The sequence below is a fragment of the Protofrankia sp. CiP1_Cm_nod2 genome, from assembly GCF_920664355.1.
GTDB lineage: Bacteria > Actinomycetota > Actinomycetes > Frankiales > Frankiaceae > Protofrankia.
Window position 1 is genome coordinate 1 of record NZ_CAKKTL010000171.1, and the last position, 2,214, is coordinate 2,214.

At 70.6% G+C, this 2,214-nt stretch carries 4 protein-coding genes; all 4 read right to left on the reverse strand.

Annotated features, from left to right (window positions below; genetic code table 11):
* Positions 1–288: 288 nt before the first annotated feature.
* Positions 289–855: a GNAT family N-acetyltransferase gene (locus NBW84_RS17415; protein WP_250285789.1), complete on the reverse strand. Its 567-nt coding sequence runs from the start codon at positions 853–855 to the stop codon at positions 289–291.
* A gap of 157 nt (positions 856–1,012) precedes the next feature.
* Positions 1,013–1,444 (reverse strand): GNAT family N-acetyltransferase, encoded by a 432-nt coding sequence (locus NBW84_RS17420; protein WP_250285790.1) that lies wholly within the window; start codon positions 1,442–1,444, stop codon positions 1,013–1,015.
* A gap of 88 nt (positions 1,445–1,532) precedes the next feature.
* A complete protein-coding gene (locus tag NBW84_RS17425; RefSeq protein ID WP_250285791.1) occupies positions 1,533–1,679 on the reverse strand; it encodes a hypothetical protein in 147 nt (48 codons plus the stop codon).
* A gap of 45 nt (positions 1,680–1,724) precedes the next feature.
* Positions 1,725–2,214 (reverse strand): tetratricopeptide repeat protein (locus NBW84_RS17430; protein ID WP_250285792.1); only part of this gene is annotated, 490 nt, incomplete at its 5' end.

A 2,214-nucleotide genomic window follows, 5' to 3' on the forward strand; every position in this document is an offset into this window, starting at 1 on the left:
CTCCGGCGGGGCGCAGCCGCGCACCCGCCGCGGCGGGTCGAACGACGTACCCGACGGCGCGCTCGCCGACGCGCTGCGCCGCGCCGGTCTCATCGACGAGTTCGGCAACAGCGTCAGCCAGCCGAAACGCCCCGGCCGGACCGGCCGCTGACCCACGCCCACCCGGCCGGCCGGCCCACACCGGCCGGCCGGGGATGTGGGATGCCCGGATCCGGGCCCGGCCAACCGCGGAGCGGCCGCACGGCCGCACGTCACGCCGAGCACCGTGGAGCGACGCCTGACGCGCGTTCACCGCAAGCCGCGGCACCTGGTCGAGCGCAGGGGGCGGTCCAGGCGGTACACGTAGTGCAGGGGGTCGTCGACGGGGTTGTCCGGCGCGAGGGGCCCCTGCCCGACACGTCGGAGGCCGGCTTTCTCCAGTGCCCGCCACGACGCCCGGTTGGCCGCCACGACCGGCACCATGACGCAGGTGGCCGCGGGATGATCGGACCAGGTCCGTGCGATCATCGAGGCGATCATGCGGGTGCCCAGGCCACGCCCGGTCCGGCCGGGTTCACCGATCAGGTAGTCGAGGCTCATGGCGCCGGTGGGGACGTCGACGACGGGTGCCAGCTCGTCGCGGTAGGCGGGGTAGTCGGCGAGGTGGCAACGTTGCACCAGCCCGAGGGGCCGGTCGTCGAGCAGGGCGAGGAAGTCCTCCGACGGCTCCTCGCCGCGGGCCGCGGGGCCGAAGTCGCGGCGGACGGCCTCGATCGTGCTCTCGTGGTTCCACCAGCGGGCGACGTGCGGCTGTTCCAGCCATCCCCGTAACAACACGAAGTCGGACTCGTCAAGCTGCCGCCAGGTAATCGTCATGGATCGCTCCGATGAGACGGGACCACAGACGACCGTCGACCACGGTCAGTAACAATGTAGATGTTCGGTCGCGTGCTCTCCAGCGTCCACATCCGTGGGCTGCCCGCGGTGGACAGGGGCGCCGGGCCGGTCAGGCCCGGCCGGAGGCCGACGGCGTTCAGCCGGGTTTTTCCATATCGATGAACTCCACGGCCCCACGGCCGTCGAACGTCTCGGTGTGGCGGCCGGTCTCGGTGAAACCAAGACGCCGGTACAGACGGACGGCGCGTGTGTTGAAGGCCGCGACATCGAGCACGACCCGGCGCTGCCCGTAGACGGGACGGGCGAGCTCCAGACCGGCCAGCACGAAGCGCTCGCCGAGCCCGCGGCCGGTGAGATCGGGCCGCAGGCCGAACCCGTAGAACAACGCGTCGTCGTGTAGCTCGAAGAAGTAGAAACCGACCAGGGCACCGTCGTCGTCGCGGGCGGCGAAGAACCGTTCGGGATTCTTCACGGGCATACCGTCGCTGTTGTAGAAGTCGTAGGGCGGGTCGTAACGCCAGGCGTCGCGCTCGCGGAACATCGCGTCGTCCGCCGGTTCGATCCGCACCGCTTTCGCCCACCCCACATGTCGGCCCCGTATCGCCAGCACGATTCTCCCAGGCCACGCCACGGGGCCGCCACGGGATGACCGGACGCTACCGAGAGTAGCTGCCCACCGCACCCTCGGCGAGGATGCCGCGCGCACCGTCCTCGCCGTGGCACGAGACCGGTGGCCCCCGGGCTCCCGGCATGCCCACGTCCGTCCCCGGCAGGATGATTCCGGCGGCCGGCTGTTCCGCCATGCGGCTTCCTGAAAGAGCCCGGACGTGAACGGAACCTGGTCGGCTTCAGGCTTCGCGGTCGGCTTCCCGCGACGGGCCGGCTGGGCTGGGCTCCGTTCGCGAAGCTGCTGTTACCCGGGCCAGGGCTTCCTTCGTTGTGGTTACCGCCTGGTCGGAGTCCCCCAGGACCATCAGCTGGTCGGCGAGGATGGCCTGGAGGGCTTCAGCCGCCTGGTGGTAGCGGCCCATCCGCTCGTACACGCAGGCGAGCTCGTACCACCTGTGCAGCGTGTCGTGATGTTTCGGGCCGGCCAGCTGGCGCATGCCTTCGATCACTTCGTCGAGTTCCGCGGCGGCGCCGTCGAAATCCTGCAGGTCGATGAGCACTCCGCTGAGAGCGTGGCGCGTGGCGACGGTGTCGCGGTGATAAGGGCCGTGGGACTTCATCCGCTCGGTGACCAGCTTCTGGAGCTCGGTGGCCGCCGTGGGCCAGTCGCCGGCCTTCCACCGATGTGTCGCCAGGTTGTTCCGGAGAACCGACACGTCACGGTGTTCC

What these genes read in the sequence shown, in the direction of transcription:
- NBW84_RS17415 (WP_250285789.1), bottom strand. Translation starts at nt 855, where the DNA reads ATGACGATTACCTGGCGGCAGCTTGACGAGTCCGACTTCGTGTTGTTA.
- NBW84_RS17425 (WP_250285791.1), bottom strand. Translation starts at nt 1,679, where the DNA reads ATGGCGGAACAGCCGGCCGCCGGAATCATCCTGCCGGGGACGGACGTG.